Annotated in this window: 21 protein-coding genes and 1 tRNA gene; 9 read left to right on the top strand and 13 right to left on the bottom strand. The window is 63.2% G+C overall.

What is annotated here, in order from left to right:
- Positions 1 to 104: 104 nt before the first annotated feature.
- The 4 genes from IGS61_RS10845 to IGS61_RS10830 form a co-directional block, all read right to left on the bottom strand.
- A tRNA-Val gene (locus IGS61_RS10845) sits at positions 105 to 179 on the bottom strand.
- Between the two features lie 81 nt (positions 180 to 260).
- Positions 261 to 977: a DNA polymerase III subunit epsilon gene (gene dnaQ / locus IGS61_RS10840; protein WP_230539587.1), complete on the bottom strand. Its 717-nt coding sequence runs from the start codon at positions 975 to 977 to the stop codon at positions 261 to 263.
- A gap of 87 nt (positions 978 to 1,064) precedes the next feature.
- Entirely contained in the window at positions 1,065 to 1,502 is a 438-nt protein-coding gene (rnhA, locus tag IGS61_RS10835) for a ribonuclease HI (RefSeq protein WP_076571460.1), read from the bottom strand.
- A complete protein-coding gene (locus tag IGS61_RS10830; RefSeq protein WP_230539586.1) occupies positions 1,495 to 2,271 on the bottom strand; it encodes a class I SAM-dependent methyltransferase in 777 nt (258 codons plus the stop codon). The genes rnhA and IGS61_RS10830 overlap by 8 nt, the downstream gene beginning before the upstream one ends.
- Before the next feature lie 19 nt (positions 2,272 to 2,290).
- Between IGS61_RS10830 and gloB the strand changes: the two genes are divergently transcribed.
- A complete protein-coding gene (gene gloB, locus IGS61_RS10825) occupies positions 2,291 to 3,100 on the top strand; it encodes a hydroxyacylglutathione hydrolase (protein ID WP_230539585.1) in 810 nt (269 codons plus the stop codon).
- 81 nt (positions 3,101 to 3,181) lie between these two features.
- On the opposite strand, the gene aceB is transcribed toward gloB, so the two are convergent.
- Positions 3,182 to 4,780, bottom strand: a complete 1,599-nt coding sequence (gene aceB / locus IGS61_RS10820) for a malate synthase A (protein ID WP_230539584.1) — start codon at positions 4,778 to 4,780, stop codon at positions 3,182 to 3,184.
- 216 nt (positions 4,781 to 4,996) lie between these two features.
- On the opposite strand from aceB, the gene IGS61_RS10815 reads away from it, so the two are divergent.
- Positions 4,997 to 5,908 (top strand): LysR family transcriptional regulator, encoded by a 912-nt coding sequence (locus IGS61_RS10815; RefSeq protein WP_230539583.1) that lies wholly within the window; start codon positions 4,997 to 4,999, stop codon positions 5,906 to 5,908.
- A gap of 265 nt (positions 5,909 to 6,173) precedes the next feature.
- Here IGS61_RS10815 and IGS61_RS10810 read toward each other — a convergent pair whose 3' ends face one another.
- The 4 genes from IGS61_RS10810 to IGS61_RS10795 form a co-directional block, all read right to left on the bottom strand.
- Positions 6,174 to 6,377: a cold-shock protein gene (locus IGS61_RS10810; RefSeq protein WP_010398811.1), complete on the bottom strand. Its 204-nt coding sequence runs from the start codon at positions 6,375 to 6,377 to the stop codon at positions 6,174 to 6,176.
- Between the two features lie 298 nt (positions 6,378 to 6,675).
- Positions 6,676 to 7,038, bottom strand: coding sequence for an Hpt domain-containing protein (locus IGS61_RS10805; protein WP_230539582.1), 363 nt, complete (start codon positions 7,036 to 7,038; stop codon positions 6,676 to 6,678).
- Between the two features lie 21 nt (positions 7,039 to 7,059).
- A complete protein-coding gene (upp, locus tag IGS61_RS10800) occupies positions 7,060 to 7,710 on the bottom strand; it encodes a uracil phosphoribosyltransferase (RefSeq protein ID WP_010398816.1) in 651 nt (216 codons plus the stop codon).
- 144 nt (positions 7,711 to 7,854) lie between these two features.
- Positions 7,855 to 9,537: an isovaleryl-CoA dehydrogenase gene (locus IGS61_RS10795; RefSeq protein WP_230539581.1), complete on the bottom strand. Its 1,683-nt coding sequence runs from the start codon at positions 9,535 to 9,537 to the stop codon at positions 7,855 to 7,857.
- 397 nt (positions 9,538 to 9,934) lie between these two features.
- Between IGS61_RS10795 and IGS61_RS10790 the strand changes: the two genes are divergently transcribed.
- Both IGS61_RS10790 and IGS61_RS10785 read left to right on the top strand, forming a co-directional pair.
- Positions 9,935 to 11,674 (top strand): putative bifunctional diguanylate cyclase/phosphodiesterase, encoded by a 1,740-nt coding sequence (locus IGS61_RS10790; protein ID WP_230539580.1) that lies wholly within the window; start codon positions 9,935 to 9,937, stop codon positions 11,672 to 11,674.
- Positions 11,671 to 13,167, top strand: a complete 1,497-nt coding sequence (locus IGS61_RS10785; RefSeq protein ID WP_230539579.1) for an HDOD domain-containing protein — start codon at positions 11,671 to 11,673, stop codon at positions 13,165 to 13,167. Before IGS61_RS10790 ends, IGS61_RS10785 begins: the two co-directional genes overlap by 4 nt.
- A 74-nt stretch (positions 13,168 to 13,241) precedes the next feature.
- Here IGS61_RS10785 and aroC read toward each other — a convergent pair whose 3' ends face one another.
- Entirely contained in the window at positions 13,242 to 14,336 is a 1,095-nt protein-coding gene (aroC, locus tag IGS61_RS10780; RefSeq protein ID WP_230518606.1) for a chorismate synthase, read from the bottom strand.
- A 429-nt stretch (positions 14,337 to 14,765) separates the two neighbouring features.
- Here aroC and IGS61_RS10775 point away from each other — a divergent pair, with 429 nt between their 5' ends.
- Positions 14,766 to 17,027 (top strand): putative bifunctional diguanylate cyclase/phosphodiesterase, encoded by a 2,262-nt coding sequence (locus IGS61_RS10775; RefSeq protein WP_230539578.1) that lies wholly within the window; start codon positions 14,766 to 14,768, stop codon positions 17,025 to 17,027.
- Positions 17,028 to 17,098: 71 nt separating this feature from the next.
- Here IGS61_RS10775 and IGS61_RS10770 read toward each other — a convergent pair whose 3' ends face one another.
- A complete protein-coding gene (locus tag IGS61_RS10770; protein ID WP_010398828.1) occupies positions 17,099 to 17,545 on the bottom strand; it encodes a CBS domain-containing protein in 447 nt (148 codons plus the stop codon).
- 129 nt (positions 17,546 to 17,674) lie between these two features.
- Complete coding sequence (locus IGS61_RS10765) at positions 17,675 to 18,298, bottom strand: 2OG-Fe(II) oxygenase (protein ID WP_230539577.1); 624 nt, start codon at positions 18,296 to 18,298, stop codon at positions 17,675 to 17,677.
- A gap of 296 nt (positions 18,299 to 18,594) precedes the next feature.
- Between IGS61_RS10765 and IGS61_RS10760 the strand changes: the two genes are divergently transcribed.
- Genes IGS61_RS10760 through IGS61_RS10745 form a run of 4 tightly spaced genes read left to right on the top strand, consistent with a single transcriptional unit; the run spans position 18,595 to position 24,168 of the window.
- Positions 18,595 to 19,905, top strand: a complete 1,311-nt coding sequence (locus IGS61_RS10760; protein WP_230539576.1) for an O-acetylhomoserine aminocarboxypropyltransferase — start codon at positions 18,595 to 18,597, stop codon at positions 19,903 to 19,905.
- Between the two features lies 1 nt (position 19,906).
- Positions 19,907 to 20,719: an alpha/beta fold hydrolase gene (locus tag IGS61_RS10755; RefSeq protein ID WP_230539575.1), complete on the top strand. Its 813-nt coding sequence runs from the start codon at positions 19,907 to 19,909 to the stop codon at positions 20,717 to 20,719.
- Between the two features lie 22 nt (positions 20,720 to 20,741).
- Positions 20,742 to 22,148 carry a PoNe immunity protein domain-containing protein gene (locus IGS61_RS10750; protein ID WP_230539574.1) on the top strand — a complete coding sequence of 469 codons (1,407 nt, stop codon included), beginning with the start codon at positions 20,742 to 20,744 and terminating at the stop codon, positions 22,146 to 22,148.
- Positions 22,149 to 22,176: 28 nt separating this feature from the next.
- Positions 22,177 to 24,168 (top strand): DUF6630 family protein, encoded by a 1,992-nt coding sequence (locus tag IGS61_RS10745; RefSeq protein WP_230539573.1) that lies wholly within the window; start codon positions 22,177 to 22,179, stop codon positions 24,166 to 24,168.
- Between the two features lie 20 nt (positions 24,169 to 24,188).
- On the opposite strand, the gene IGS61_RS10740 is transcribed toward IGS61_RS10745, so the two are convergent.
- The gene (locus IGS61_RS10740; protein ID WP_230539572.1) at positions 24,189 to 25,565 is read right to left on the bottom strand and encodes a YihY family inner membrane protein; all 1,377 of its coding nucleotides are present in this window, start codon (positions 25,563 to 25,565) and stop codon (positions 24,189 to 24,191) included.
- Positions 25,566 to 25,586: the final 21 nt, after the last annotated feature.

The following is a 25,586-nucleotide window of genomic DNA, read 5'->3' as shown; positions in this document are numbered from 1 at the left end:
CTTGGCATTGCCAACCGTCCGTTAGCGTTATCTGCGTGCAATAAAAAAGCCGACCACATAATGTGTCGGCTTTAATATAAGTACTTGATTGTATTGCGAATTCTTGGTGGGAAGTGCAAGTTTCGAACTTGCGACCCCTGCAGTGTGAATGCAGTGCTCTACCCCTGAGCTAACCTCCCGAAGCGAGGCGAATTATCGCATAGGTGTTGCGGCATCTGCAAGGGCTGGCGGCAGGAAATTTACCGTGCCCTGATTTTTTCTCAGATGGCCGCCGGGGGAGCCGTGACGGCAGTCCAGATGCACTGGCCTTTGGCGGCCTTGTCAAGGCCGACGATGGTGGCTTCGTGGGCGGCCAGCTCGTCGGCCGTGGCGCTCTGGAAGATGACTTCGGCCAGGGGCACGATTTCCAGGGCGGCGCCGTCGGCGGCCACTTCCACTTCTTCTTCCATGCTCAGGCTGTTTTGCCCGCGCGTCATGGCCAGGTAGACGTCGGCCAGCAATTCGGAGTCGAGCAATGCGCCGTGCAGCTTGCGATGGGCGTTCGAGACGCCGTAGCGGTCGCACAGGGCGTCGAGCGAATTGCGTTTGCCGGGATGCATTTCCTTTGCTTGCACCAGGGTATCGATCACGCCGGCTACTTGTTCGTGGACCGGCGGCAGGTTCAGGCGCTTGAATTCCGCGTTGAGGAAGCCGATATCGAACGGGGCGTTGTGGATGATCAGTTCGGCGCCGGCGATGTAGGCGCGGAATTCGTCGGCGATTTCCGCGAATTTCGGCTTGTCGCTGAGGAATTCCGTCGTCAATCCATGGACGGCCAACGCGCCCTCTTCCGAATCGCGCTCGGGATTGATGTAGTGGTGGAAATTATTTCCCGTCAACATGCGGTTGTTCAGCTCGACCGCCCCGATCTCCAGGATGCGATCGCCCGTGCGCGGGTTCAGGCCGGTGGTTTCAGTATCGAGAACAATTTGACGCATGGCGGATTCATTCGTAAAAGCAAAAAGCGAAGGGCACAGTATAGCAAACCTGTGCCCTGCGATTACAACTAGCGACGTTGGCTGTGCTTACGCGCGCACGGTTTCCACGCCCAGGTTGGCCAACTGATCGGCCCGCTCGTTGCCCGGATGGCCATTGTGGCCACGCACCCAGCGCCATTCCACTTCATGCACGGCCTGGGCCGCGTCCAGCGCCTGCCACAGGTCGACGTTCTTCACGGGCGCCTTGGCCGCCGTTTTCCAGCCGCGCGCCTTCCAGCCGTGGATCCATTCGCTGATGCCCTTCTGCACGTACTGGCTATCGGTATACATCACTACCTGACACGGACGTTTGAGCGCCGTCAAGGCTTCGATCACGGCCTTCAATTCCATGCGGTTATTCGTCGTATTCAGTTCCCCGCCGTAAATTTCTTTCTTGGCACCATCGGCCACCATCAGCGCGCCCCAGCCGCCTGTGCCGGGATTGCCCTTGCATGCGCCATCGGCGTAAATCTCTACCTTATCCATCTTGCTGTTCCCGCCTTTTATTCGTGACCGGTGCGCCTGCGGGCGCCGTCGCCGGTTTTTTGGTCCACGCCGGACCGATCAAACGCATCCCTTTGACGCGCTTGATCGCCTGCACTATATACACTGCGCCCAGATATGGCCACCAGCGCGCACCGGCCTTGTCCATGAAGACGTTTCGGCGCAGCCATTTTTCCGTCCTGCAGGCAGGTGCGTAGCAGCCGAAGTGGCTTTGGCTGACGCCCATATTCAGCAATTTTAACCAGTCTTTCATGCGCGGCATAGAGATCAGTTCGCCAGCCCGCGGCAAGTAGTGGCGTCCCGTGATCCGCCCCAGACCCTGGCGCATGCCCCACAGGCTGGCCGGATTGAAGCCGCAGACGATCACGCGCCCTTCCGGGATCAGCACGCGCTCGACCTCGCGCAAGACCTGGTGCGGCTCGGCGGCAAATTCGAGCACGTGCGGCAAGACCACCAGGTCCAGGCTTTGCGAGTCGAACGGCAGCTCGTCGAAGGCCGACACGAGGGTCAGCCGGCTGCCCTGCGGCGATTGCGAAGGCAGGCGCGCATCGAGCAGCCATTTGTTCGGCATGCGGCTGGCGGCCAGCGCATCGAGCTGCGGCAAGCCGATCTGCACGGCGTTAAAGCCGAAGATATCGACGGTCAGGCTGTCGAGGCATTGCTGCTCCCAGGCACGCACGTACAGGCCGGCCGGCGTCTGCAACCAGCCGTCAAGCGCTATAATGGATTTTTCGGATGCCGCACTGTCCATTCAGTTTTCTCTTTTGCTCATGACACACTCCCCTGAACACGCTTTATCGGTACTTGCCGTGCCCGCCTTTGCCGACAATTACCTGTGGCTGATCCATGACGGCCGCCACGCCGCTGTGGTCGACCCCGGCGATGCGACGGCCATCCTCGATGCGCTGCAAGCCCATCAGTTGACCTTGTCCGCCATTTTACTCACGCACCACCACGCCGACCACACGGGCGGCGTCCCTGAATTGTTGCAGCATTTCGCCGTGCCCGTCTTCGGCCCGCGCAATGAGGCTATCACAGCCATCACGGAACCGCTTGCCGAAGGCGATGTCGCCCATGTGGCCGAGCTGGGCTTGCAACTGGCCGTCATCGACGTGCCAGGCCATACCAAGGGCCATATCGCCTACGTGCGCCAGCGCGACGAGCGCAGCGGCGCACCGTGGCTGTTTTCCGGCGACACCCTGTTTGCGGGTGGTTGCGGCCGCCTGTTCGAAGGCACGCCGGGGCAAATGGCCGATTCGCTGGGCAAGCTGGCCGCCCTGCCCGACGATACCGAGGTATTTTGCGCGCATGAGTACACCTTGTCCAATCTGCGCTTCGCCAACGCCGTCGAGCCGGGCAATGCGGCCTTGCAGGAACGCATCGCCATCGACACGGAAAAACGCCAGCAAGGTTTAGCGACCGTACCGTCGACCATTGCCATTGAGAAAGCCACAAACCCCTTCCTGCGCTACCGCGAACCAGCGATCCTGACCAGCCTGAAGGTCGAGGGCAAACTGGCCAGCGACGCTTCGCCCGTGGAAGCGTTTGCAGCCTTGCGGATGTGGAAGAATAATTTTTAAGCTTATCCTTCCGCAATAAAAAATCCCGGCAGATGCTTTGTGGCATCGCCGGGATTTTTTTATGCGGTTAATTGATCTGGATCAGATTTCCTCGTACAACGGCAAGGTCAGGAACTCGGCAAACGATTCCGACGTCGACATTTCCTCGAAAATCTGGCCGGCACGCACATAGGTCGGACCGTTGCCGCCCGGCGCATCGCGCTGCACCTTGGCCAGCTCTTCCGGAATCATGGCGCGCACCATGTCGGCCGTCACCTTGCGGCCATCTTCCAGCACGCCATTGCTGGAGCGAATCCACTGCCATACTTGCGAGCGGCTGATCTCAGCCGTGGCCGCGTCTTCCATCAGGTTGTGGATAGGCACGCAACCATTGCCGGCCAGCCAGCTGCCCAGGTAGTGGATGCCCACGTTGATGTTGTAGCGCAAGCCCGCTTCCGTGATCGGCGCTTCCGGCTGGAAGTTCAGCAAGTCCGACGCTTTCACGTCGATGTCGGGACGCTGCTTGTCGATCTGGTTCGGCTTGTCGCCCAACACTTTGGTGAACTCGCCCATGGCCAGTTCGACCAGACCCGGATGGGCAACCCAGCCGCCGTCATAGCCATCGGTGGCATCGCGCGCCTTGTCGTTACGCACGCCGCCCATGGCGATGTCGTTCTTTTCCGGATCATTCTTGATCGGGATCAAGGCCGCCATGCCGCCGATCGCTGGCGCGCCGCGCTTGTGGCAGGTTTTCAGCAGCAGCAAGGCGTAGGCGCGCATGAATGGCGCCGTCATCGTGACTTTCGCGCGGTCGGCCAGGCAGAAGTCCTTGTCCAGCTTGAATTTCTTGATGCACGAGAAAATGTAATCCCAGCGGCCCGCGTTCAGGCCCGAGCTGTGTTCCTTCAGTTCGTACAGGATTTCATCCATTTCAAACGCCGCCAGGATGGTTTCGATCAGCACGGTCGCCTTGATCGTGCCTTGTGGCAAGCCCAACTCGTTTTGCGTCATGACGAAGATATCGTTCCACAGGCGCGCTTCCAGGTGCGATTCCATCTTCGGCAAGTAGAAGTACGGGCCGGCGCCGCGCGCCAGCTGTTCCTTGGCGTTGTGGAACATGAACAGGGCGAAATCGAAAATGCCGCCGGAAATACGCTTGCCGTCGACCAGCACGTGCTTTTCATCGAGGTGCCAGCCGCGCGGACGCACGACGAGGGTGGCGATCTTGTCGTTCAGCTTGTACGATTTGCCATTTTGCTCCAGCGAAATCGTCTTGCGCACGGCGTCGTACATATTGATCTGGCCCGTGATCTGGTTATCCCAGTTCGGCGTGTTCGAGTCTTCGAAGTCCGTCATATAGCTGTCCGCGCCCGAGTTGAAGGCGTTGATGACCATCTTGCGCTCGACGGGACCGGTGATTTCCACGCGGCGGCATTCCAGCGCCTTCGGAATCGGCGCGATCTTCCAGTCGCCGTCGCGGATGTGCGCGGTTTCTGGCAGGAAATCAGGACGCTCGCCCGCGTCGAGGCGCTTGGCGCGTTCCACGCGCACGGCCAGCAATTGCTGGCGGCGCGGTTCGAATTCACGCGTCAGCTTGGCCACCAGCGCCAATGCGGCCGGCGTCAAAATCTGTTCGTAACCGGGGGCGATGTCACCCGTGATTTGCATGCCTTCGGGAAGTGCGATCGTGTTCTGCGTCATGAAGTTCTCCGGTTTTTAGTAAATATAAGCAAAAGTAATCTGGTGATCCAAGTATAAGCCGAATGATTGCTCGGGCAAGCTGGACAGAGGCGCAAAAACACTCTGCCAGGCGGCGCGTTTGTTCTATAGTATTGCACTATAAGGCATGGAAACGAGATTAAAAATCACTTCATCTATGCGTTTTTATCACAAGTGACGAGATAACGAGAGCATCTTATGGGCCAGTTCAGACAAATATCGACCTTCGTGGAAGTGGTGGCCAAGGGCAGCCTGTCGGCCGCCGCGCGCGCGGAAGGCATCGCGCCGGCCATGATAGGCCGGCGCCTCGATGCGCTGGAGCAGCGCCTGGGCGTCAAATTACTGCAGCGTACGACGCGCAAGCTCGCGTTGACGAACGAAGGCGCCGCCTTCCTCGAAGATTGCCAGCGCATCCTGGGCGAGCTGGAAGAGGCGGAAGCGGCCGTGGCCGAGCGCAGCGTGAAGGCCAGCGGCCATCTGCTCATTTCCGCGCCGGCCGGCTTCGGCCGCCAGCATGTGGCGCCCCTGATCCCCTCGTTTGTTGCCGAGCACCGCGACGTGACGGTGTCGCTGAACCTGAACGACCGCCTCGTCGACCTGATCGGCGAAGGCATCGACGTGGCCATCCGCATCGCCAGCCTGTCCGACTCCTCGCTCGTGAGCACCAAGCTGGCGGACAACCAGCGCGTGCTGGTCGGCTCGCCCGCCTATCTGAAACGGGCCGGCACGCCGCGCATCCCGGCCGACCTGGCCAGGCACAATTGCCTGGCGATCAGCAGCGAAGGCAGCCAGCGGGGCTGGACCTTCCGCGAAAACGGCAAGAATGTGATTCTGAAAGTGGCGGGCAATATGGTCTGTAACGACGGCGAAGTGCTGCACGACTGGGCGCTGGCCGGCAAGGGCCTGGCGTGGCGCTCGATGTGGGAAGTCGGGGCGGAAATCGAATCGGGCCAGTTGGTGACGGTGCTCGATCAGTTTGCTGCGCCGGGCAACGATATTTACGCCGTATTCGCCCAGCGCCGCCACTTGCCGCTGCGCATACGGGCGTTCGTGGATTTTTTGCGGCACTCATACTCACAGCCTGACTACTGGCGTGAGCGGGCAATCTAGATAGCGCCCAAGCCTAGACGTGGGTACGCAAGTCGGCGCAGGTCGGTGCAGGTCGGCTTAGCGCAGCGTAAGCCGACACCAGCCCATACATCTTACCAGCACCACCATTGTCGGCTTACGCGCAAGCGGCTAAGCCGACCTACACGGCGACGCAAGCACGCCGAAAAGAGCGCGCTGCCCACGCAAAACCCCTGCTTTACGGAAATTCAGGCGAAAAAAAATCCTCGGAGACCGAGGATTTCTTTATTTCGTTTGATCCAGCGTATTAGATTGGCTGAATGTTCGAAGCTTGCTTGCCTTTAGGGCCAGCGGTCACTTCAAAAGAAACGCGTTGGTTCTCTTGCAGGGACTTGAAGCCGTTCGACTGGATAGCCGAGAAGTGAGCGAACAGATCTTCGCCGCCTTCGTCAGGGGTAATAAAGCCGAAACCCTTCGAATCATTGAACCATTTTACGATGCCAGTTGCCATTACAATTTCCTATTTCAGTTAAGTTGGGCTTGCGCCCGTTATATCGTTTGAAGCAAGAAAGAAATGACAGACAAACTGCACTACTACCTCGAATCCAACGATGCCCAATTATACCAACAAAACTGAGAAAAACCATTCTTTCGCAAAATAAACTTGCGAACACTACTTTAATAGCCAAATCCCCGTCTTGCGGCGCCCTGTACCAGCGGCATGGACACACTATATCCTAATCTGCGACGCGGGTGCTTTGCGTTGCATCAAATGAATCATTGCAACCACATCGCTATGCCGCTGTCATTCACGCGCTGAAATGGGTGGCGCCCGCATCGCGCGCGGCCCAGGCCAGGAGCGCCTCCACTTGCGCCCGCACGGCGGGCCAGTCCGCCACCGCTTGCGCAGGGGCATTGAGCATGGCGCGCACCAGCTGTTCGATGCGCCGGCACTCCTGCCCCAGCGCGGCAAAGCCGAAGGTAGCGGCCGAGCCGGCCACCGCGTGCAGCGCGCGGTGCAGCTGCGTCAACGGCTCCAGACGGAGGCCTTCGCTGTCGCAGCGGCCGTTTGCCTGCGCGATCGCCTGCATCAGGGCCGGCACGCCGGCCGCATATTTTTCATTCAGGGCGCGCAAACGCGCGCGAAAATCGGGGTCGATCAAGGTTGCCATCGCAATACTCGCCTGAATGACTTACTTGGTGCCGAAGATACGGTCGCCGGCATCGCCCAGGCCCGGCACGATGTAGGCGTGGTCATCCAGGTGCGAATCGAGCGAGGCGCAGAACATCTTGACGTTCGGATGCGCGTTCTGGAATACGGTCACGCCTTCCGGCGCGGCCACCAGGGCCAGGAAGATGATCTGCTCGTCCGTCACGCCGCGCTTCTTCAGCACGTCGACGGCGTACACGGCCGAATTGCCGGTCGCCACCATCGGGTCGCACAGGATGAAGGTGCGCTCGTTCAGGTCCGGCAGGCGCACCAGGTATTCCACGGGCATGTGGGTGGCCGGGTCGCGGTACACGCCGATGTGGCCGACCCTGGCCGATGGCACCAGGTTCAGCAGGCCGTCGCTCATGCCGATGCCGGCGCGCAGGATGGGGACGATGGCCAGTTTCTTGCCAGCAATGACGGGCGCATCGATGGTCACCAGCGGGGTCTTGATTTCGCGCGTCGTCAGCGGCAGGTCGCGCGTGATTTCATAGCCCATCAGCAAGGTGATTTCCTTGAGCAATTCGCGGAAGGTGCGCGTCGACGTGTCGTGCTCGCGCATGTGGCTCAGTTTGTGCTGGATCAAAGGATGATCGGTGATGAACAAATTCGGGAAGCGTGGATCTTGTTTCATATTATTTTTCTTTCTCTGCTCTGGCGCGCCGGCAAGCATGCACCGCAAGCGCGCCGTGTGTCGATAAAATGATGGATTGCAGCATTATCCCAGCCTGCAGCCCGCCTGTGGCCGGAATTTTCGAAATAATCGGTTTTATTGAAATCAATACTCGCGCAAGGCGCGCGCCAGGATGGCCGCGCAATCGGTGCCGGCCGGCAAGCGCCCATACGCGCCGCCCGGCGCCTGCGCCAGGCGCGACTGCAGGAAAGCCTGTGCAACGAACGGTGGCGCATGGCGCAGCAGCAAGGCTGCCTGCACGGCCAGCACGATGCGTTCGGAGAGTTGCCTGGCCCCAAACTCGTTCGTCTGCGGCCCGTCCAGGTCGGCCAGCAGGCGCGCGCGGTAATCTGCAAAGTCGGCGTGATCATCGCCGGCCAGCGCCAGCTCGGCCGCCAGGGCGTCGCGCGCGGCCGGCGACTTGCCGAAGGCGCGCAAGACGTCGAGGCACATGACGTTGCCCGAGCCTTCCCAGATCGAATTGACGGGCAACTCGCGGTACAGGCGCGCCAGCGGCGCGTCTTCCACGTAGCCCGTGCCGCCCAGCACTTCCATGGCTTCCGCGCCGAAGCCGGGGCCCCGCTTGCAGATCCAGTACTTGCCGGCTGGCGTGAGCACGCGCGCCAGCATCGCCTGCTGGGGATCGTCCTTTTCATCGAAACAGCGGGCCAGGCGCAGCGCAAACGCCGTGGCGGCCTCCGATTCGAGCGCCAGGTCGGCCAGCACGTTCTGCATCAACGGCTGCTCGGCCAGCGGCTTGCCGAACACGGCCCGCTGGCGCGCATGGTGCAGCACCTGTGTCAGGGCGGCGCGCATGATGCCGGCGCTGCCCAGCACGCAATCGAGGCGCGTGTGGCTGGCCATTTCCAGGATGGTGGGAATACCGCGCCCCGGCTGCCCGACGAGCCAGCCATAGGCATTGGCAAACTCCACCTCCGACGAGGCATTCGAGCGGTTGCCCAGTTTATCCTTCAGGCGCTGCACGCGGATGGCGTTGCGGCTGCCGTCGGGCAGGTAGCGGGGCAGGAAGAAGCACGACAACCCTCCCTCCTCCGCCTGCGCCAGGATCAGGTGCGCGTCGCACTGCGGCGCCGAGAAAAACCATTTGTGGCCGACGATGCGCCAGGCGCCAGCAGCCTCGCCGCCGAACAGGGCTTGCGCCTCGGCCAGCGGCACGGGCACGGCGCGCGTGGTATTGCTGCGCACGTCGGAGCCGCCCTGCTTTTCCGTCATGCCCATGCCGATCAGGGCGCCCCGCTTCTGCTCAACGGGCAAGGAGCGGGGATCGTAGTCGCGCGACAGGATTTTCGGCAGCCAGCGCTGCGCGATTTGCGGCAGATCAAGGGCCTGGCGCAAGGCCGGCACCGAGGCATACGTCATCGTCACGGGACACTGCGTGCCGTTTTCCACCTGCCCCACTAATAGATAGGCGGCCGCGCGCGCCACCTGGGCGCCGGGACCGGGAGCTGCCCAGGGCGCGGCGTGCGCGCCAGCGTCCACGAGGATGGCCATCAGTTCATGCCAGGCCGGATGGAACTGCACTTCGTCGATGCGCCGGCCGGCCCGGTCGAACTGCTGCAGCTCGGGCGTGTGGATATTGGCCAGGCGCGCCAGCGCGTATGTTTCGGCGCGGCCCAGCTTTTCGCCCAGCGCGTCGAGTTCCTGCAGCGCCGCGCCGCCGCCCTCGCGCAGCAGCGCCTCGATCAGCGCCGGGTCGCAGGCGAACAGATTGACGTTTTCAAAGGGCGTGGCCTGGTTGAAAACTTCATGCGTGTCAAAGGCATTCATGGAGGTCTCCCGCGATTTGTTATCATGGCGCCCTTGCCGTCATTGGCGCACCGTCAACACCGTCTGCCAGCCAGACTAGCGTAAAGCGCATGGCGGGGCAAGCGCGCCAGTGGAAGCAGGCGCAGATAAATGTTTCCACGTGGAATGAAAATGCCTATATGTGTCGCGTAGCATGATTTTTTTCATGGAAGGCAGGAATATTTACAAAACCTGAAGCAATGTTGCTCTATTTCATGTAATCGGGTGCTTTTCAATGATACATTTCGTGTGGATCGCGTTCCGATAGCCGCCCTTCCGGCCCCTATGGCGCGCGTCACGCACGATGCACTCTTTCCGTTGGCGCCCTGCCCTGCAGCGAGCGCCGGCACTGATAACAAAAAAGGTAAAAGCCAGCACGATGTTTTCCAGTACCCCATCCGCCGCCCACCGCGAGGCCCGCCACGAGTTGGACAACCTCATGGAAGAGGCAGGCGACGTCGTGTTCCGGCTCGATACGGACGGCCTGATCCTGTTCGCCAGCAAGCGCGCGGCCACCCTGTTTGCCGCGCCCTCTGGCCTGTCCGGCCATTTGCTGCTGCCGCTGGCCACCGAAGCGTCGCGCGCGGCGCTGCAGGCGGCGCTGGAAGACGCCCTGGAAGAACCGGGCCGCCTGGAAGTGCGCCTGCAGACGCCGGACCAGGAAATCTGGTTCGAGCTGCGCCTGTCTTCTTATATGAACGGGGAAGGCATCGCCGAATTGCTGGTGGTCGGGCGCGATACCTCGGCCCAGCACAATACGGAAGAACGGCTGCGCCACATGGCCACCCACGATGCGCTGACCGGCCTGCCGAACCGCCTGCTGCTGTCCGACCGCATCCGCATGGTGATCGCCCAGGCCGCGCGTTCGGGCCAGGGTTTTTCGGTCGCCACCATCGGCCTCGATGGCTTTAAAAAGGTCAACGATGGCCTGGGCCACCCCGTCGGCGACGCCGTGCTGCGCCTGGCCGCCGCGCGCCTGCGCAAGACCCTGCGCGACAGCGATACCCTGGCGCGCGTGGGCGGCGATGAATTTGTCGCCGTGCTGCCCGGCAGCGCCACCGACGCGCAGATCAAGCTGGTGACTGGCCGCCTGCTGGCCACCCTGCAGGCGCCGTTCGAAGTCGATGGCCACACGATCTACGTGGGCGCCTCCGTCGGCGTATCGATCTATCCGCTGCACGCGGAAGATGAAGTGCGGCTGGTGGCGCTGGCCGATGCGGCCATGTCGCGCGCCAAGGAAACGGGCAAGGCCCGCTGCCTGGTCTACAGCCCGCGCCTGAATGGCCCGTCGGAACACGATATTTCGCTGGAAGCGGCCATGTTCCACGCCGTGCGCGAAGGCGAATTCCTGCTGTTTTACCAGCCCATCGTCGATGCGCACACGCGGCAGATCCAGGGTTTCGAAACTCTGATGCGCTGGAAGCACCCGACCCTGGGCCTGGTGCCGCCCGTGCGCTTCATCCCGATCGCCGAGGCGAATGGCCTGATCAACCTGCTGGGCGCCTGGGCGCTGAAGGCGGCCTGCGTGCAGCTCAAGCAGTTCCAGGAAGTGGCCAGGCGGCCGCTGTACATCTCCGTCAACATCAGCCCGCGCCAGTTCCGCAACGACAAGTTCCTCGACGTGCTCGATGACGCCATCGCGTTTTCAGGACTCTCGGGCGAACACCTGGTGCTGGAAATTACGGAAGGCACGCTGATGATCGACCCCGTGCATGCGGAAACGATCCTCGTCAAGATGACGGAGCGCCGCGCGCGCATCGCCATCGACGATTTCGGCACCGGCTATTCTTCGCTCGCGTATCTGAAGCGCTTCCCTATTTCCGTGTTGAAGATCGACCGCACCTTCATCAAGGACTTGCCCGAATCGAGCAAAGACGCAGCCATCTGCAACACGATTCTCGACTTGGCCAAGCATTTGAATTTGTCCGTGGTGGCCGAGGGCGTGGAAACGGAGGAGCAGATGCACTTCATGGAGTCGCGCGGCTGCCAGTACGTGCAAGGCTACCTGACGGGCAAACCGATGCCGGCCCACGCCGCGCTATCGGCCTTGAGCGACAAAACCTATGCGGCGCTGGTGCCCACGCCGTCTGCCAATGAACAGCGCGGAGGGGTGCAATGAATCCAGGTCATTTCACGGTACCGACACAACTCGGCAAAAACACCCTGGACCTGCTGTGGGCGCGCACGCGGCAGCAGGGCGACATGCCCGGCTTCGCGAAAGCCATCAGCGCCATCCTCGGTGCCATGCGCGGCGAGGACGACCACGAATTCGACATCACGCAAACGGTGCTGTCCGATCCTGTCCTCACGCACAAGGTGCTGCGGCTGGCCAACAGCGGCATGTATTCGGCCTTCGGCCAGCGCGTCAACACGGTCTCGAAGGCCGTGCTGGTGCTCGGCATCGACGCCATCGGCCACTTGGCGCTGGGCCTGAAACTGATCGAGGAGCTGTCGCAGGCGTCGCCCGATTCCGTCAGCGCCCATGTGGAAATGGAAAAGGCCGTACTGGCCGGGATGGTGGCGCAGCAGGTGGCCACCAGCGCCGGCAGCCTGCAGGCGGAGCAAGCCGTCGTCTGCTCCATGCTGCACACGCTGGGCCGCATGATGGTGACGTTCTACATGACGGACTTCTGGGCACGCATGCAGGCGCATGCGGGTCCCGGCAACGAGGCCGCCGCCGCGCGCGAAATCCTCGGCCTGTCGCTGCCGGAAGTGGGCTATGCCACGGCCGCCCACTGGGGCTTGCCGCAGCACCTGATCAACGGCATGCGTCCGATGGACCCGTCGCCCGACAACGCGCCCGTCAGCGGCGCCGACTGGATGGCGGGCCTGTCGACCATGGCGGCGCGCTGCGCCGACTCGCTGTGGCATGACGATGCGGCCGGCGCGGCGCAGGTGCACGCGCTGATCGACGACTACGCGGGCACCCTGGGCATCGCCGCCACAGACCTGGTGGTGGCGGTGGACAAGGCGAAGATGATGGCGGCGGCCGACCTGTCGATCGCACCGCTGTCGAAACCGGCCGAACGGCGCGCGCGCCAGCTGGCCTCGACGCGCATGCGCGCCGAAGGCAACCGCGTGCTGATCGGCGGTCTGGCCGACCTGCGCGGCGCCATCGGCAGCGCCAGCCCGGGACAGATGGTCTCGATGGCGCTCGAAACGCTGCACCAGGGCTTCGATTTTTCGCGCTCGGTGGCGTTCGTGCGCAACCACAGGGATCATTTGTATTCGGCGCGCATCAGCATGGGCGAAGGCATGGCCGACCTGCAGGACCTGATGGTGTTCGGCGACGCGTATGAGCCGAACGTGTTCCACGCGGCCCTCAACAGCGACCGCGTGATCTTCATCGACAATGCGCGCGACCCGAAATTCGCCGCCAAGCTGCCGCAATGGTGGAAAGCGACCCTGTCGGAAGCGCGCAGCTTCGTCGTGCTGCCGCTGTCGGCCAACGGCCACCCCACGGGATTTTTATACGGCGACTGGGACGACAGCTTCCCGCCGATTCAATTGAACCAGACGGAGTTCAACCTGATCAACGATATCCGGGCGTTATTGGTGCAGTCGGTGGAGATGCGGCATCAATTGGAATTGGTGGCGAATAAAGTAGCATAAAACCCGCCCCCAACGGCAGAACTGCCGGGGTCGGACCTTGAAGGTCCGACCCCGGATCTTGCCTCTCGGGTCAACTATTTCAGCTTCGGCGTACTCACGCTGACATCGCCGCATTGCGCGCGGTGCATCAGCGCGTGGTCGATCAGCACCAGCGCCAGCATGGCTTCGGCGATCGGCGTGGCGCGGATGCCCACGCACGGGTCGTGGCGGCCGAAGGTTTCCACCATCACGGGATTGCCCTCCTTATCGATCGAGCGGCGCGGCGTGCGGATCGACGAGGTCGGCTTGATGGCGATCGACACACTGATATCCTGTCCCGTCGAGATGCCGCCCAGTACGCCGCCGGCGTTATTGCCGACAAAACCTTCCGGCGTCAGTTCGTCGCCGTGTTCGGAACCCTTTTGCGCCACCGAATCGAAGCCGGCGCCGATTTCCACGCCCTTGACGGCATTGATGCCCATCATGGCGTAGGCGATGTCGGCGTCGAGCTTGTCGTAGATGGGCTGGCCCAGGCCGACGGGCACGTTTTGCGCAATCACGTCGATGCGCGCGCCGATGGAATCGCCGTCGCGACGCAACTGGTCCATCGCTTCTTCCATGCGCGCGATCAGGTCCGCGTCGCCGCTGGCGGCAAAGAAGGGGTTCGCATGCACGTGTTCCCACGACTGGAACGGCACGGGAATGTCGCCCAGCTGGCTCATGCAGCCCTTGAAGGTGGTGCCGTACTGCTGCAGCAGCCATTTCTTGGCGATCGCCGCCGCGCCCACGACGGGCGCCGTCAAACGCGCCGACGAGCGCCCGCCGCCGCGCGGGTCGCGCACGCCGTATTTGTGCCAGTAGGTATAGTCGGCGTGGCCGGGACGGAAGCTTTCCGCGATATTGCCGTAATCCTTGCTGCGCTGGTCTTCATTGCGGATCAGCAGCGCGATGGGCGTGCCCGTCGTCACGCCCTGGTACACGCCGGAGAGGATTTCCACCGTATCCGATTCCTGGCGCTGCGTCACGTGGCGCGAAGTGCCCGGCTTGCGGCGATCCAGCTCGGGCTGGATATCGGCTTCCGACAGGATCAATCCCGGTGGACAGCCATCGATCACGCAGCCGATGGCCGGACCGTGCGATTCGCCGAAAGTGGTAACAGTAAACAGCTTGCCAAAAGAATTGCCGGACATAGTAGGAAGTGTGAGGACTGGAAAACTCAATTCTACCAGCCTGCGGGGCATGCCATGCCGCTAATGCCGCGGCAAGGCCCGATATTGCCCCACCCGCCTCGCCATTTTGAGATCCCATGTATTTTTTCATATAAAAAACACCAGATATGAGTTGCAATCATGCACTCCAAGAAATATTGCTCGACGGAATAGATTTAAAAAAACATTTTGCTTATTAAATAGCTATATACTTGGATGAAAGCGCGCCCACAAAATCCGATGCCAAGCCGGATACTGGCTGCGCCGAGAGCACGTCACAAAATGCCCAGGGCTAGGCGTCGTTGCCGAAGACAGTACGCAAGTACAAGTACGGTAAGGGCAACGCAACAACGCCATGGGCTTTTTTGACGCGCTCGTAAAAAATATCGAGTCATCCTGGAGAAGCTATACATGCCCGCACCGATCATCCCCCTTGACGCCAACAAGGACGATCACGACGACCTGGTATTCCTCGATGAGCAACCAGCGGCGCCGCTGGCCGTCGCACCGCGCAGCGTCTGGCGGGTGATGATCATCGACGACGATGAAGACGTCCACTCCACCACCACTTTCGCCCTGGGCAACCTGGAAATGCAGCACCGCCCGCTGGAATTCGTGCATGCGTATTCGGCCGGCCAGGCGCGCGAACTGCTCAAGCATGAAGACGACATCGCCGTCATCCTGCTCGACGTGGTGATGGAGCAGGACGACGCGGGCCTGCATCTGGTGCGCTATATCCGCGAAACCCTGAAAATGACGGATGTGCGCATCATCCTGCGCACGGGGCAGCCCGGCTATGCGCCGGAAATCGACGCCATCCGCGATTTCGACATCAACGACTACAAGACCAAGTCCGAGTTGACGCGCATCAAGCTGTTCACCACGGTGACGGCGGCAATCCGCTCGTATGAGCAGATCCGTTCGATCAGCAGCAGCCGGCGCGGCCTGGACCGCATCGTCCACGCCAGCACGCAGCTGATGGCGCTGCACGGCGTGCAGAACTTCTCGGCCGGCGTGCTGGCGCAGATCGCCGACCTGCTGGGCATCCGCGCCGACGGCGTGCTGTGCGTGCAGGATTTGCAGGACAATGGCAGCAAGGAGCTGCTCGTCTCGGCCTGCACGGGCAGCTTTTCCAGCCTGCCGCACAGCGCCCTGTGCGGCCTGCAAAACCCCCGCGTGATGGCGGCCATCGAGCACACGCTGGCGCAGCGGCGCAACGTGTACGCGCACGACTACGCCACCCTGTACTTCGCGGGCAAGGCCAGCCGCGACGCGGCCGCCTACCTGGTGCTGCCGCGCCCCCTCTCGGCCATCGATGAAAGCTTGCTGGAAGTGTTCTGCAGCAACGTCGCCGTGGGCCTGGACAACGTCGAGCTGGTATCGCACCTGCACAATGCCGCCTTTTACGACCAGTTGTCGAAGCTGCCGAACCGCACGCGCCTGGTGGAAATCCTCGACGCCACCCTGGCCGGCCCGGCGCGCGACGATGCCACGCTGTCGCTGGTCGACCTCGACCACTTTGCCGAAACCAACGACGCGCTGGGGCACCAGTTCGGCGACATGCTGCTCGTCGCCGTGGCGGGCCGCCTGCAAACCCAGCTGGGGCCGCATCTGACGGTGGCGCGCCTGGGCGGCGACATCTTCTGTGTGCTGGGCGACTCCTCGCAAGTCAATCCAGCCAATATCCTGGCCCTGTTCCAGGCCCCGTTCTGCATCGACGGCCAGGATGTGCAGCTGTCGGCCACCCTGGGCCTGGTGCGCCTGGGCGAACATGCGGGCACGGGCGCCGACGCGCTGAAGGATGCCGATATCGCCCTGAAACGGGCGAAAAGCCAGCAGCGGGCCGGGCACTTCTATTTTTCGCGCAGCATGGGCATCGAAATCCGCGAAAGAGTCCGCATGATGCACGCGCTGCGCACGGCCTTCAGCCAGGACCAGCTGTTTGTCGTGTATCAACCGCAGATCGACCTGACCACGCGCCGCCCCGTGGGCGCCGAAGCGCTGCTGCGCTGGCAGACGCCGGACGGCAAGTTCATCTCGCCCGACCGCTTCATCCCGATTGCCGAGTATTCAGGCATCATCATCGACCTCGGTGAATGGGTGCTGCGCACGGCGTGCCGCGAACTGGTGCTGCTGCGCGAACAGGGCCACCGCAATTTCGTCATGTCCGTCAACGTGTCGCAAGTGCAGTTCCGCCACCCGCTGTTCCTGGAAATGCTGCGCGCCGCGCTGGAAGAGACGCAGGCGCCGCCCGAATTCATCGAACTGGAAATCACGGAATCGATGGCCATGGAAGAGCCCGATTTATTGATCAAGATGTTGTGGCAGATCAAGCAAACGGGCGTGAGCATCGCCATCGATGACTTCGGCACGGGCTTCTCGTCGCTGTCCTACCTGCAGCGCCTGCAAGTGGACCGCCTGAAAATCGACCGCGCCTTCGTCACCGAAATCACGGGCTCCGCGCGCGGCAGCAGCATCGCCGAAATGGTCATCCAGCTGGGCCGCAACCTGGGCCTGGCCGTGATCGCCGAAGGCGTGGAAGACGAGCGGCAAGCGCAGATCTTGCAATCGCTGGGCTGCCCCATGGCGCAAGGCTTTCTGTTCGCCCGCCCCATGACGGCAGCGGCGCTGGGCAGCTGGCTGAACAACGAGGCGCTGCAGGGGGCGGCGTAGGCGACGCCTTTCTCCTTTGCAATACAAAACGCCGGCAGTTGCCGGCGTTGTTTTTACTGCATGGGTGAGGCTCAGTCGGTTGTTTCGGCCGGCCAGTCGCGGATGTACGCTTTGAGCATCTGATTTTCAAAGCTTTGCGCTTCGAGCACGGCGCGCGCCACGTCGTAGAAGGAAATCACGCCCAGCAGGGTCTTGGCATTCATGACGGGCAGGTAGCGCGCATGCTTTTCCAGCATGATGCGGCGCACTTCATTGACTTCCGTATCCGGGGTGACGGTGATCGGGTGGTCATCCATGTGCTTGCGCACGGTGCCGCCGCCGATCTGGCCCGCGTTTTCATGCAAGGCGTTGAGCACCTCGCGGAAGGTCAGCATGCCGACCAGGTCGCCAAATTCCATGACCACCAGCGAACCGATGTCTTTTTCAGCCATGGTATTGGCCGCGTCAAGCAGGGGCTGGTCAGGCGTGACCGTGTAGAGGATATTGCCCTTGACTTGGAGAATTTCAGATACTTTCATATTGGCCGTCCTGTCCGCGTGATTGGTATTTTAGTTATTCTAGCCCTTACTGCGACTGTAGCCTATGCCTGCGGAAAAATCCAGCCTTGCGCGCAATCAAATCGAGGGGGGATTGCGCGCAACTTTTCATCAGCCCCGGCGGCGGAACCATCCTGCGATCGAGAGGCGCTCGCGCGCCGTCGGCAGCACCTCGTGCAGCATCTCGCCCGACAGGAACATGGCCATGCGGCCCGCCTGCGGCAAGATGTCCACCGGATCGCCGTCATGCGGGTGCAAACGCAGCGCGCCGCCGTGCCCGGGCAGCCAGTCGTCGTTCAGGTACAGCACGACGGACACGGTGCGCTTGTCGTCGTCGCGGAATCTATCCAGATGGGCCCGGTAAAAGGCGCCCGGCGCGTACAGGGCGAAATGGCTTTCGTACTCTTCCAGTCCCAGGAACAGCTCGCGGTTGAGCACGAGGCGCAGCGCTTCCATGTGTGCCAGGTAGCGGTCGCACGCGCTTGACCTGCCCGTTTCCAGCCATTCGATATGGTCGCCGCGGATGTCGGGCTGCAGCAGCGGCGCATGGCCGCTGCCCACGCCGGCGCCCTTCATCTTGCCGCTGAGCATGGATTGCACGCATTCGGCGGCCAGCTGGCGGCTCAGTTCAGGGGAGATGAAATGCTCTTGCATGAGCCAGCCTGCGTGGCACAGGCCGTCGACGATGGAAGGTCCGGGTACGGCAAGGGCGCCGTCGAACGATATTGCGGGCATAAAATCTTTCCTGGTGGACATGCGATGAGAGTTCGCCTGAAGCCCAGGATTTCGCTGGCACGTAGCAGCCTTCCCTGCGGCGCGGCGCACGCGCACAAGTAAAACAGCCCGAATATCGCTGATACGATATCGTACCACCGCCGCACCGCGCCGGTCACTTTTTTTACACTTCAGGTTACACGCCAGCTGAGCCTGACCGTCCGGCAGCACGGCGCCATGCGCCCTGCACAGGAGCCCTTTTGCTCCGCTGCAAATCAGGTTACGATCTTGCCACTATAAAACTTGGCGGAGACACCATGAGCGGCCCGAAATACCCCGGTTTCGACACTTTATCCCTGCATGCGGGCGCCGCGCCCGACCCGGCCACGGGCGCGCGCGCCACGCCCATCCATTTCACGTCCTCGTTTGCCTTCAAGAGCTCGGAGCACGCGGCTTCGCTGTTCAACATGGAGCGGGCCGGCCACGTCTACTCGCGCATCTCGAACCCCACCAACGCCGTGCTGGAAGAGCGCATCGCCGCCCTCGAAGGGGGCGTGGCCGGCATCGCCACGGCCAGCGGCCAGGCCGCCATGCACCTGGGCCTGTCGACCATCGCCGGCGCCGGCTCGCACATCGTCGCTTCGCGCGCCCTGTACGGCGGCTCGCACAACCTGCTGGCCTACACATTAAAACGCTTCGGCATCGAGACGACGTTCGTCGACCCGCGCGACGTGGATGCGTGGCGCGCCGCCATCGGCCCGAATACGAAAGTGCTGTTCGCCGAAACCCTGGGCAATCCCGGCCTCGACGTGCTCGATATCCCGACGATTGCCGCGCTGGCGCACGAGCACCACTTGCCGCTGATGCTCGATTCGACGTTTACCACGCCGTATCTGCTGCGCCCGTTCGAGCACGGCGCCGGCCTGGTGTTCCACTCGGCCACCAAGTTTTTGTGCGGGCACGGCACGGCCATCGGCGGCTTGCTCGTCGATGGCGGCACTTTTGATTGGCAGGCGGCGTACGACAAGACGGGGCGTTTCGCCGAACTGTGCGAGCCGTACGACGGTTTCCACGGCATGGTCTTCGCCGAGGAATCGACGGTGGCACCCTTCGCACTGCGCGCGCGGCGCGAAGGCTTGCGCGATTTCGGCGCCGTCATGAGCCCGCACAACGCCTTCGCCATCCTGCAAGGCATCGAAACCCTGGGCTTGCGCATGGACCGCCACGTGGCCAACACGCGCAAAATCATCGACTTTTTGCTGGCCAATCCGGCCGTGGAATCCGTGTCCTACCCCGAACTGCCGTCGCACCCCGACTATGAACTGGCGAAAACCCTGCTGCCGAAGGGCGCGGGCGGCGTGTTCACCTTCCGCCTGCGCGGCGACCGCGCGGCGGGCCAGCGATTCGTCGACAGCCTGAAGATCTTTTCGCACCTGGCCAATGTGGGCGACGCCAAGTCGCTCGTCATCCACCCCGCCTCCACCACGCATTTCCGCGTGCCCGACGACCAACTGGCGCAGGCGGGCATCACGCAAGGCACCATGCGTTTATCGGTGGGCCTGGAAGACGCCGACGATTTGATCGAAGACCTGGCCCGTGGCCTGAAACTGTCGCAGAAAGGCGCCTGACATGTTATTCACCATCGAGAACACCACGGCCTATTGCTACACGGGTGGCAAGCCATTCAACCCGAACCAGCCCACGGCCGTCTTCATCCACGGCGCGCAGAACGACCATAGCGTGTGGGCCCTGCAGACGCGCTATTTCGCCCACCACGGCTGGAACGTGCTGGCCGTCGACTTGCCGGGCCATGGCCGCAGCGGCGGCGCGGCAAAGGATAATGTGGCGGAATTGGCGCGCTGGATACTGGCCGTGCTGGACGCCGCCGGCGCGCCCAGGGCCATGCTCGTCGGCCACAGCATGGGTTCATTGATCGCGCTGGAAGCGGCATTCCTGGCGCCGGAGCGCGTCAGCCGCCTGGCCATGCTCGGTTCCACCTACCCGATGAAAGTCTCGCCCGCGCTGCTGGAAACGGCGCTGCAGGACGAACAGGCGGCCATTGACATGGTCAATATCTGGTCGCACTCGTCGATCGCGCAAAAGCCGTCGTTTCCCGGCCCCGGCTTCTACGCCATGGGCGGCGCGCGGCGCCTGAAACAGCGCATCGCCGCCCTCAACCCCGATCACGTGTTTCATACGGATTTTTTTGCCTGCAATGCCTACGCGAACGGCGAAATCGCCGCCGCTTCGGTACACTGCCCCACTTTGTTCATTTTCGGCGCGCGCGACATGATGACGCCGCCCAAATCGACCCGCTTGCTGACGGCGGCCATCGCGCATGGCACGGTGGTGCAGGTCGACAGCGGGCACGAATTGATGGCCGAGCAGCCCGACGCCGTGCTCGACGCGCTGTTTGCGTTTGCGCAAACGGCAACGGCATGAACGCTTTCTTTAGGATAGATGCATGATGTTGTTGAATACCCTGTTTGACGAATTGACCGGCCGCGGCAGCGGCACGGAAGCGGAGCGGCACGAACGCTACAACTGGCTGCAGCAGCTGCGCTGCGCCAATCCCCAGGCGGACGAAAACGGCCCCATGGCCGGCATCCCCGGCCACCACTGGTACCGGCTGCCGCAGGCGCTGCAGGTGGCGGGCCAGGAGTCCGACCTGCTGGCCTGCACCATGAACGCCCAGTACCTGGTCTTCGAGGGCCGCCACGCGGCCGCGTTTGCGGCCGAACTGGGGCTGCAGTACGACGCCAACAACCGCATCGACCGCCCCGGCGGCATCGACGAGCTGCTCGACGCCTATGAAGAACAGGACGACGGCAGCTGGAGCACCCTGCCGAACGAAGCGCCGGCGCCGCCGCTGGCGGGCTGGGACGACGTGTATTTCCGCGTGCGCGACCTCAGCGACGGCAAGGCCATCCAGAGCGTCACCACCATCGCCTACGAAAGCAGCCGCTTCCCCGGCTACACCCTGCTGGGCACGACCCTGGTGGGCGCGGGCGCCATCGCCCACGACGACGAGACGGCGGCATATTTGCAGCAGATCTTCGCCGACTGGGCCATCCAGCGCGATTGCGCGGCCGCGTGCCCGCCTTCGTCCACGCCCTGGCCCCACGCGCCGCGCCAGGCGCCGCCCCTGCCTTCCGGCACCCCATTTGATTTTGCGCGCAACCTGGCCTATCTCGACGCCCTGCTGGCTGCCTATGTCCGCGCGCAGGCGCAGGCGGAAAACGACGGTGGCGACGCGGCCTACTGGGCCTGCGCGGCCGCCAGCACGGCTTATCAGGCATTCTCGCTGCGCTACACGGCCGGGCTGCCGCTGCCTGACGTGGAAACGGCGCTGGCAGCGGCCGTCGCCGCCTGCGAAGCGGCGCGCGCAGCCCTGGCCGAGGCCTACGATGACGACGCCTTGCCCGCCTTTGATTTCGAACAATTGACCGATTACGCGCGCACCCTGCAGCTGCTGGGCGCCGCCCTGCTGTTCGGCCGCCACGACCTGGCCGCCCGCCTGGCTGCCCTGCAAACGGCTTTCGATGGCGAAGATGGCGTGTATGAGGCGCTGCTGTCGGCGATCGACCCGCAGCGTCCCGCCGTCGACGAATGGTATTTCGCCGAGCCCTATTCCGCCCTGTTCGAGTGCCTGGACGCCGACGACCCGGCGCAGCAGCTCGGGCACCTGCAACAGTACCTGGCCAGCTGGCATGGCGCGCTGGTGCGCGAAGACTGGTTCAACGGCCATGTGCGCGCGCACGGCCTGGGCGGCTACTACGGCCTGTGGGCCTTCGAGGCGGCCGCCGTGGCCAAACACCTGGGCCTGGAGCGCGGCGCGCTGGCGCATTGGCTCATGCCGCCAGCGCCCTGAATCCCCCGTTCACTTTAGATAAATATCAATGATCAATACCGCAGCGCTGTTCAGCACCGCCTTTTTACCCGGCCAGGCCGGCTTCGACACCGAGACGATCACCGGCCTGGCCGAATGGCGGCTGGACGTCCCTGCGCTGTTCAAGCTGCTCATCGGCGCCGGCACGCAAGCCGTCGCCTGGCCCATCTACGGCGATGGCGAGGACTGCCCCTGCGTGCTGGCCGCGCCGATGGCGCAGGCGCAAGCGAGCTGGCAAGCCTTGTCCGCCCTGATGGACAGGCCGCGCGACGCGGCCGCCATCGTCGCGCGCGCCGGCATCAGCGCCCTGCTGGCAGGGGGCCAGGCGTGGCTGATCCTCGATTGCGTGCAACTGATCCCCCACGATATCTGCACGCCGGACTACGCGGCCAGGCTCGAAGCCCTGCGCGCCGAGGCGAACGCCCTGCACTCTGCCCTGCAGCGCGGCGACCGGGACGCCCTGGCGCCCCTGCTGGCCGCCAGCGCCGCATCGCCCGCCACCGGCTACTGGTCGGCCACGGCCGATGCGCAACTGGCCGATGTCGAGGAACTCGATACGCAAGATGTGCCGTTCCTGCAGGGCCTGGAAATCGTGGGGTGGGAGGAGGATGTGCTGTGCTTTGAAGTGAGCGCCGCCGGCGAACCGGACGTCACCGGCCTGGTCACGCCCTATGGCCGCTGGATCGTGCCGCTGTCGCAGCGCTATGTCGACCTGGGCGTCTACTACGCGGACGATGGCTGGATCACCTTTGCCACGGCGGACGCCCCCGATGCGCACGGCGTGCTGGACCTGAACGGCACGGTGGTGCTGCCGCCCGCTCCCGGCGACCTGTACGTGATCAGCCCCCACCTGCTCCACCAGGTTGCGCCGGACGGCGCCACCTGCCTCCGGCGCTTGCCGGACGGCGCACGGCTCATCGAAGGCGTGGACAACCTGTGCCAGCGCGACGATGGGTATATCGACTTCATGCGCCTGACGGGCGAACAGGACGAGCGCAATGTCCACGGTGTGCTGGACGCCGCGGGCGCGATGGTGGTGCCGCCCGCCTACAGCTCCGTGCAGGACTTCGGCACGAAAAAGAAGATCGCCATCGTCAGCCAGCGCATCGATGGCCGCTTCCTGTTTGGCCTGGTCGATAGCCAGGGCGAGCTGCTGGCGCCCTGCCAGTACGAAGCCATCGATAGCGCCACGACGTCATCGCCGCCCAGGCTGCGCAAGAACCTGATCTTCGCCATCGATGCGCAAGGCCTCGCCTGCATGCTGACCCTGGACGGAAAACAATCGTTTGTGCCTTTATATCCGCCCGCCCACCATCTGCGCGGCGTGGCCGTGCAAAGCGACTTTTTATATGTCGTCAAGGATGGCATGGCCTGGAGCATGGATTTCACGGGCCAGTTGCTGGAACAGTTCGACACCGTGGAAAACTTCAAGGCGGCCATCACGGCCCAGTTGAGCGAAGCCATGGGCCTGAGCAAGAAAAAACCCGTCAGGCGCCGCAGCTTTACGCCGGCGCAAATCCTGGCAAAGGCCGACCGCGCGCAGTTGCGCACCATGGCCGCCCTGTTCTTGCAGGGCGACGCGGACCTGGCCGCGCGCTGCGTCGACATCACGCTCGACGAGCTGGCGGAGGACGACCCGGAAGAAGAATACGAAGGAGACACGCCCGCAGCGGCCTGTTTCTTCCTGCTCTGGTCCACGGCCGCCCACACGCTGGGCCACGGCACCACCCTGGACTGGAAAGCCGTCGATGAAGTGCCGCGCATAGTCCAGCATATCGGCTTGCCCGCGCTGCGCGATTTTTCGTGGTCGGAGCGCGAAGACGGCGACGCGATGGCCGATGGCCTGGCCGCCATCGCCGCCCACCTGGCGCCGCATCAGCTGCGCCTTGTCAACATGCACGGCGGCGAAGACACGTATTATCTGGGCGTGGTGCGGACGCAGGATGCGGCCGCGTTCAAGGCAGCGGCGCTGCTGGCGGCCTTGCGGCCCGTGGTGTACTAAGACCGCTCAGTTAAAACCGCTCAGTTGCATTTGACGGTACCGAAATGCTGCGCCAAAGTCAGGCCCAGTCCCTGCTCCACGGCGTTTTCCACCTGCGCCGCCAGCGCCGCAGCCTCTTCGGCCGCCTTGATGTCGCGCTCGTTGGTGGAACCGGCCGGATAGCCGGAGTTCACGCGCATGCCGCCGAAGACGAACAAGCGGTAGACGTCGGCCAGGCTGATGCGGTTGACGTTGCCCAGCAAGACCCAGTGGTCGGAACTGTCGGCCACGCGCTTGCCCCACTGGACGCGCACGGCGCCATCCACGTTCACGCGTCCCACCCAGCCTTGCTGCACCATCTTGTCGAGCAGGGTTTCCATTTCTTCGAAGCCCAGGCGCGTGCTGCGGCGGATCTCGGCCGCGCCCACCAGGGCCGAATCGGCGCAGTGGCAAGCGCGGTACAGCACTTTCAGGATGGCGACGGCGTCGACGAATTCGCTGCCCGGCGCCGCCTCGTACCACCAGCGCTCGTATTTCACGACGGGCAAGGCAGCCACCAGCAAGGCGCCCACCAGGGTGATCATCCAGCTCAGGTAGATCCACACGAGGAACAGCGGCAAGGCGGCCAGTGCGCCGTAGATGCGCGAATACGTGGGAAATTCCTGGATGAATTCGCCGAAGCCGCGCTTCGCCACCTCGAACGCCAGCGCCGCCAGCAAGCCGCCCCAGGCCGCGTCGCGCCAATCCACGTCTCGGTTCGGCACGGCGATGTACAGCAAGGTGAACGCCAGCATGGTCAGGCCGATCGACACCAAGGTATAAAACACGGCGCCGAGGAAGGGCACGGCGCCCACCACGCCGCTGGTGGCCATGAAGAGGCGCGACGTCACCGTCAGCGACACGCCCACCAGCAGCGGGCCCAGGGTGACGATGGCCCAGTACACGAGCAGGCGCTTGGTCCAGCGGCGCTCCTGGCGCACGCGCCAGATGCGGTTGAAGACGCGCTCGATCAAACCCATCATGCCCACCGAGGTAACGATCAGGGCGCCCGCGCCGATGGCCGACAAACGCGTGGCCTTCGAGGCGAACGTGGTCAGGTAGCCGAGAATGGTGTTCGAAATGCCCTTGGGCATCACGCTTTGCACGAAATAGTCTTCCAGCGCGTGGCGGAAGGTATTGAATAGCGGGAAAGTGGTGAAGATGGCCAGGGCCAGCGTCAGCAGCGGCACCAGCGCGAACACGGTGGCGAAGGTCAGGCTGCCGGCCACCTGCGGCAGGCTTTCCTCGCGCACGCGGCGGCGCGCGAACTGCAGCAGGTCGCGCGTTTCGGACCACGTCAGGCCGCGCACGACGGCCAGTCCCATGCTCAGGGCGCGCCACAGGTATTGAAAGATGGGGAATATATATTTTGAAAACATGTGCAAAATCAGAACGGCGCC

This window comes from Janthinobacterium sp. FW305-129, from assembly GCF_020858115.1.
Classification (GTDB): Bacteria; Pseudomonadota; Gammaproteobacteria; order Burkholderiales; family Burkholderiaceae_D; genus Janthinobacterium.
The sequence above is the reverse complement of the archived record's forward strand: the minus strand, read 5'-3'. Positions and strand labels throughout refer to the sequence as shown.